The organism is Sulfuricurvum sp. (assembly GCF_049305995.1).
GTDB lineage: Bacteria > Campylobacterota > Campylobacteria > Campylobacterales > Sulfurimonadaceae > Sulfuricurvum.
Window position 1 is genome coordinate 1 of record NZ_JBAQPS010000290.1, and the last position, 6961, is coordinate 6961.

Sequence of the window (6961 nt, forward strand, 5' to 3'; positions counted from 1 at the left end):
GAATTTAAAGCGATCCAAGAGCGTGTTGCAAAATTTGTCAAACAAGGTCGTTTGGGGATTTTCGGAAACGGTTACTGGGGTAATCCTCACTATAAACTCACTCCGGAACAAAACCTTATCGGGGTTGCCCACTATTTGTTGGCACTTGACGTTCAACGCGATATGGCAAAAATGCAGGCGATCTTCGGGGGTAAAAACCCGCATCCACAATCTATCGTTGTCGGTGGGGTAACCTGTGTTCAAGATATTCAAAACCCTGCACGTTTGGCTCTTTTCAAATCGCTCCTTCTTCAAGGGACTAAATTTGTCAAAGAAGCCTATTTGCCGGACGTTTACATGGCGGGAACCATGTATGCAGGTGAAGCAACAGACTCTAAAGCAACCTTTAGTGAGTTGATGGGGGGGAAAGGGGTCGGTGGAACCGGCGGCGGATTGCTCAACTTTATGAGTTATGGGGATTTCCGTCTTGATGATACAGGATTCTATAAATCAGCACTTCTCTTCCCTAAAGGGGTTGTGATGGGTGGAGACATCTCTAAAGTCCTTCCGTTAGATGAAGAAAAAATTATGGAAGACGTGACCCACTCATGGTACAAAGGGGACAAACCTCTCCACCCGTATGATGGGCAAACGATCCCTGAATATACCGGATTGGATCGTCGTGAGAACGGAGATGCTTATCTCAAAACCAAAGAGAAATACAGCTGGATCAAATCACCGATCTATAACGATGCTCGCGTCGAAGTAGGACCGTTGGCACGTATGGTTATCGGTGTCGCTAGCAAAGATGAGCGTATTACCAAATACGTTACTAACTTCCTCACACGGGGTAATCTTCCGGTTACAGTCCTCTTTAGTACCGTTGGACGTACTGCGGCTCGCGCCGTTGAGACGGAACTCATGGCAGATGTGATGGTCGAGTGGATTGATGAACTTACTAAAAACGTTCTATCAGGTGATAAAAGCACATGGACTGAGTTTGATTTCGATGCGGTCAGCGTAAGTGCTAAAGGTCGCGGTATGGCGGAAGCTCCTCGTGGAGCACTTGGTCACTGGGTACGTATCGAAGAGGGGAAAGTAGCGAATTATCAAGCTATCGTTCCATCGACATGGAATGCGGCTCCTCGCGATCACAAAAATCGTCTGGGTGCGTATGAAGCGAGTTTGATCGGGACGAAAGTAGCCAACCCTGAACAACCATTGGAGATTATCCGTACCATCCACAGTTTTGACCCTTGTATCGCTTGTGCGGTTCACGTTGTCGATACCAAAGGTAAAGAGCTTGCTGTTTACAAAGTAGATACCTCTTGCAGTATTTAATTTGATGTTACACGCTTTCTGGGCAAAGCCCATAAAGTGGCAGGGACAAATGTCCCTACAACCCCCTAAAGCTTCCCGTATCATCCGGATACGGGAGAAGGAGAAAATGTTATGGGCTATAAACAAGTTAAAAGGATGACACCCGCAATGCGCATCATCCATTGGGTGAATGCGATTTGTATGATTGGTGCCGTCGTAACAGGGCTTTACATCGGTCATCCGTACTATCAGACGTTCATCGCTGATGGTGCTGTCGATAAATACGTGATGGCATGGAATCGTTACGGGCACTTTATTATTGCGATTATTTTTGATGTTACGTCAGTCATTATCGCGTATTTATACTTTTTCAGCCGTTTTGAGAAACCGTACAAAAAATTGATTCCAAACGCTCAAAATGTTAGCGAGTTTAAAGCGGTCTTGGTTAATCTATTGACACTCAATCGTAAAAAAGAGTTTGATTCTTCCCATGCGGACAGTTTCAATACCGTCTATTTTACGATTTTTCATATACTACTCATCTGGATGCTTTTCACGGGGCTACAGTTGTATGTACATGGATTGGGTTCAGGAATCAGCTCTATCGGAGCGTGGTGGCCGTGGATGCTTCATCTGGTTACTGACTGGACGATTCCGGTTACGGGCGGAACCTTGATGGATGTTCGCATCGCACATCATACGACAATGTGGTTGATTATTTGTTGGGTAGTATTTCATATCTATTACCAAATCTGGAGAACTATTTTCTGGAAAGAGGCAGATATCGCTATCGTTATCGGCGGAACGAAATTCGTTAAAGAATAAAAGTTCACGGACATTTGTCCGTGACTCTTTCTGTTCACTCTCTTTTGAGAGGGTGAGTAAAGAGAGCAAAGGACGGCTATGGCATTCGCATTAGAGGTGATGACCTCATTTACACAACCCACGATTAAAAATTATCTTATTTCGATCATCCGAAGTTTTGGGATCAAAGCGATTGTTCATCAGCAAAAAAACAAAATTATCTGTGCGTTTGATGAGAGTGATGAGAAATTACAAGGGTGTTTGGAGCATATTGCTTCCACTCTGCCCGCTTCGTGTTTTATGAGTACATCTGCGCATTATGAGTTAGAAGGTGAACCTGAACGGGTACCTGATTTCGAGATGGAGTATCCGGTGTCACTCGGATTATGCCCCTCGTGTCAAAAAGAGATGTTCGATCCCTCCTCAAAACGGTACTATTACCCTTTTACCCAATGTACCCATTGCGGCGGGCAATACGCATTTTTTGAGCATTATCCCTATGTGCGTGAAAACAGCGCATTGAAATATGTAAAACCGTGTCCGACATGTGATGATGAGGGCAAAACTCTCGGGCGTCGCGAGAAACAAATTTTGAATTCCTGCCATGAGTGCGGCATCCCTGTCAAACTGATCCACAAAGATAAAGAACGCTATGCGAACGATGCGGGGAGTTTTAGAACGTTGTTTGAGGTATCTGCTAAGGCGTTGCGTGATGGCAAAACACTGCTCATGAAAACAACGATGGGGTATCGGTTGTTTAAACGTCGTGATAAGCTTCCTCAAGGCTCTGTGTTGATGCTCTCTAATGCGATGAAAATCACCGACTATTGCTCTCTCATCAATGATGAGTTTAACGCATTACTCAGTATCGAACGACCGATTTTACACGTAGCACTCAAAGATGAAGCTCTTCGCGAGACATTCGGAACATCGGTTGATGTAAAATACCCTGATGAGGGTTTCTCTATCCTTCTCGCTAAAGAGTTGACACTTTTAGGGATCGATACTATTACGTATCAATCGCTAGAACATCCGTGCGAAGCTGATTTCGTAATGGATTTTGATCTGGAGATCAACACTCAAAGCGATATGCGATTGTTTATCAACAAGGATATTAAATTTATCGCTTCGGGGGAGCGGGTTTCGTTTCCGTCTCGTTTAGCGTATGGAGCTGATACCCTCAGCATCGCGCATGGTCTTGTCGGGATCAAAGATGAACGGGGGGTATTGTTCGATCAAATCGGTCGCTTTGAGAGTGCATCAACGCTGAAAGTCAATCAATTGGATTCTGAAACACCTGCCGTAGAATCGGCTAACTTCCATCCGATAAGTGCCGATGAAGCTTCGTTTATGTCGGTGATCGCCGAGCATAACAAATTTGGAACCAAAGTCGTGGGTGCTTATTTCGAAGGAGAACCGTCGTTTCTCTATTATGACGGCAAAAAAGTGATTCGGGTCGTTCCGCCGAAACACTTCAGCGGGAGCGGTATCATCGAAGCGATTCGAGGATTACGCGAGGGGTCGGATCGGCTTATCGAGAGTGTCGAAAAAAACCATCCGCAGTTGCATGAAATTTTGGTGAGAATCGAAAATAGCAATGTGAATCTTTTTGAAGCGACAGCGATGATTTTGGGGCTCGAAGAGGAGAGTTTCGAGGGGGTTGTAAAAGAGGCGCTGAAGTTCATCGGCAAAGGGGGACTCCAGATCGATACCAAGGTGGAGGATAACCGCTTCAACCATGTAGCCTTTTTGGCGAGTATCATTAGTTACCGCCTCGCGGGTGTCGGCTCTCTCTATTTAAGCTATTCTATCTTTGAATCTTTCGGAGACTATTTTAGTGAACTACTCACCGAGATAAAAGGGAAAACCAAAGCGACCGATATTGTCCTATGCGGCACCTATTTTGCCGGACAGTCGCTCTTTAGCCGTCTACAGAGAAATTTGAAGGCAACTCCTGTGTTAATGAATACGAGTTATCCGATTGGGAAGGAAAATTGCGTTGTCGGCGGAGTTTTTCTTTGATGAAAAAATAAGCATCCACTCTGTCTAAAAAAAAGCTATAATATTTTTTATGCCATATAAGGAGATTATTAGATGACCATACATGCACGATTGATGGTGACAGCTGGGCTGACTCTTTTAGTTCTTGTAATTGTTAGTTTTATATCGTATTCCACAACTGAATCAGTTCGAATAAAAGGGGATGCTTATAACCATATTGTGAATTCAAAAGATTTGATTGCCGATGTTTTGCCACCGCCAGAGTATATTATTGAAGCTCGTTTGGCGAGTTTGGAAATAGTTGAAGATCCTAAAGAATTTGACCGCTTTATGGATCGATTGAGTATTTTGGAAAAAGAGTTTCAAGAACGTCAAGTGTATTGGGAAAAAAGTGATTTAGATCCAAAACTCAAAGCAATGATCAATGGGGATGCTAAAACAACGGCAGAGGGATATTTTGCCATGGTGAAGGATGAATTGATCCCATTGATTGAAGCAGGTCGAATTGATGAAGCTCGTATTTTGGCTCATGGTAAACTCGAAAAAGTGTTTCAAAGCCATTATGACACGATTGATCCGATTGTAAAAGAGGCAATAAAACAAGCACAAACACACGAAGCTACTGCTGATGAACTGGTGAGTTCAGGTCATGTTAAGATGGCATTTGCTGCAATAGGGGGGTTTTTTATTGCTTTTGTCCTATTTTTTCTCACAACACGTCGTATCAGCTCTCGTTTGGGAGAATTTAAAAAGGTTGCAGATGCTCTTTCTAGCGGTGAAGCAGATCTTACACGTCGTATTGATTTTGACGGGCAAGATGAGATTGCAGAAGTCGCCCACTCTTTTAACCGATTTTTAGACAAAATGGCAAATATCGCTGAAGACGCGCAAAGAGATGCTACTAATGCACATTATGCCAATGAAAAAGCGAACAAAAGTTTAGTTCACTCCGAGATGATGATTACCCTTTCTGGTCATATGACGGGTGGTGCGGTGAGTGGAGCCAAAGATTTACAAGACTCTGCTCAGCAAGCCGTAGCGAGTTTGGCAGATGTCAATGCACTTAATGTATCAACCTCTGAAGTTGTGTTAGAAGTGAGAGAGAGTACTGGTAGTATTATTGATTCAATCAATCATATTGCAGAGATGATTAATGAAAATCGTGAAAATGCACAACAACTTCAAAAAAATATCAGCGACATATCACAGATTATCGCGTTAATTAAAGATATATCCGATCAAACCAATCTTTTAGCTCTGAATGCGGCGATCGAAGCTGCACGAGCCGGTGAACATGGACGAGGATTTGCTGTCGTTGCCGATGAGGTTCGAAAACTGGCTGAACGCACCCAAAAAGCGACTTCTGAAGTAGAAATGACGATCAATATGCTCAAACAAAGCGCCGGTTCGATGGTAGAAAGCAGTGAAACGACAGAAGAATATGCTGCTGATTCAACACGTAAGCTTGATGATTTTACTCAGTCATTGGGTGAATTGATTGATAAATCTGAAATTATTAAACGAGATAATGAGTTTATTTCGTATGAAATTTTTGGTATATTGGCGAAACTTGATCATTTGGTGTTCAAACTCAATGCGTATGGTTCGATTTTCGATAATGAGCTAAAAGCACAATTTGGAGATCATCACGGATGCAGACTCGGTAAGTGGTATGAGCATGGGGATGGTAAAACAGCATTCGGACATACTGAAGCTTATCGCAGACTCGAAGAACCGCATAAAAAAGTACACGAACATGTTCTTGGGGCATTGGAATGTGTTAAGAGAGATAATTGCGTTGAACGTCGTGAAGAACTTTCAAGCGCATTTGCGGAAACTGAACGACAAAGTACTATTTTATTTGGAATACTTAACGATATGATCAAAGAAGCAAAAAGTAGAAAATAAGCGAGTAACTATCAGGAGGATGAGTGTCACAACCACAAAATGATATACAAATCATCCTTCGAGGAGTTGTTCAAGGGGTTGGATTCCGTCCGTTTGTCTATCGTGAAGCAACCCGTTACGCTATTGTCGGATTTGTCTGCAATACTCCAGAGGGGGTCGTGATCGAAGCACATGGCGAGCAGTGTGAGTCGTTTATAAAAGCGTTGAGTGAAAACCTCCCTGAACGTGCCCGTATCGATTCGATGGAGATTAAAGCGTGTGAATTTGCGTCGTTCAACGGTTTTGAGATTCGTGAGAGTACTTTGGGATTTGGATCGGTTGCTATTCCTCTCGACACTGCTTTGTGTTCCGCCTGTCAAGCCGAAATGGATGATTTGCACAATCGCCGTTTCCAGTATCCGTTTATCAACTGCACCGATTGCGGCCCTCGCTATACTATCATTCAAACCCCTCCCTATGATCGTGTCCGCACCTCGATGAAACATTTTACGATGTGTTCGGAGTGTTTAGAGGAATACAACAACCCAACTTCTCGCCGTTATCATGCCGAACCGATTTCTTGTCCAAACTGTGGTCCAAAATTGACATTCCTTGATAATAGAGGAAATGAGATCGCGGGAGATCCGATTGCGCTTGCCATCTCTATGCTCAAAGCGGGAAAAATTATCGCCCTCAAAGGATTGGGGGGATTTCATCTGATGTGCGATGCCACTTCGGATGCCGCCGTGGGAGAATTGCGACTGCGTAAACACCGTAAAGCCAAACCCCTTGCGGTGATGTTCGGTTCACTCGAACAACTCGAAACGTATGTATTGATTAATGAGGTGGAAAGAAACCATATCACGGGTTCCATCAAGCCTATCGTGATCGTTGATGCACAATCAGAGACGAACCTATCCCCTCAGATTGCCCCCCATATTCAGAGATTGGGGGTATTTCTCCCCTATAC

5 protein-coding genes are annotated in these 6961 nt (G+C 43.7%); all 5 read left to right on the plus strand.

What is annotated here, in order from left to right; translation table 11 throughout:
* Positions 1 to 1320 (plus strand): nickel-dependent hydrogenase large subunit (locus WA010_RS09945; RefSeq protein ID WP_422556966.1); only part of this gene is annotated, 1320 nt, incomplete at its 5' end.
* Positions 1321 to 1431: 111 nt separating this feature from the next.
* Positions 1432 to 2124 (plus strand): cytochrome b/b6 domain-containing protein, encoded by a 693-nt coding sequence (locus WA010_RS09950; protein ID WP_422556967.1) that lies wholly within the window; start codon positions 1432 to 1434, stop codon positions 2122 to 2124.
* Between the two features lie 78 nt (positions 2125 to 2202).
* Positions 2203 to 4125 (plus strand): hypothetical protein, encoded by a 1923-nt coding sequence (locus WA010_RS09955; protein ID WP_422556968.1) that lies wholly within the window; start codon positions 2203 to 2205, stop codon positions 4123 to 4125.
* A gap of 72 nt (positions 4126 to 4197) precedes the next feature.
* Entirely contained in the window at positions 4198 to 6012 is a 1815-nt protein-coding gene (locus WA010_RS09960) for a methyl-accepting chemotaxis protein (RefSeq protein ID WP_422556969.1), read from the plus strand.
* Between the two features lie 23 nt (positions 6013 to 6035).
* Positions 6036 to 6961 (plus strand): Sua5/YciO/YrdC/YwlC family protein (locus WA010_RS09965; protein WP_422556970.1); only part of this gene is annotated, 926 nt, incomplete at its 3' end.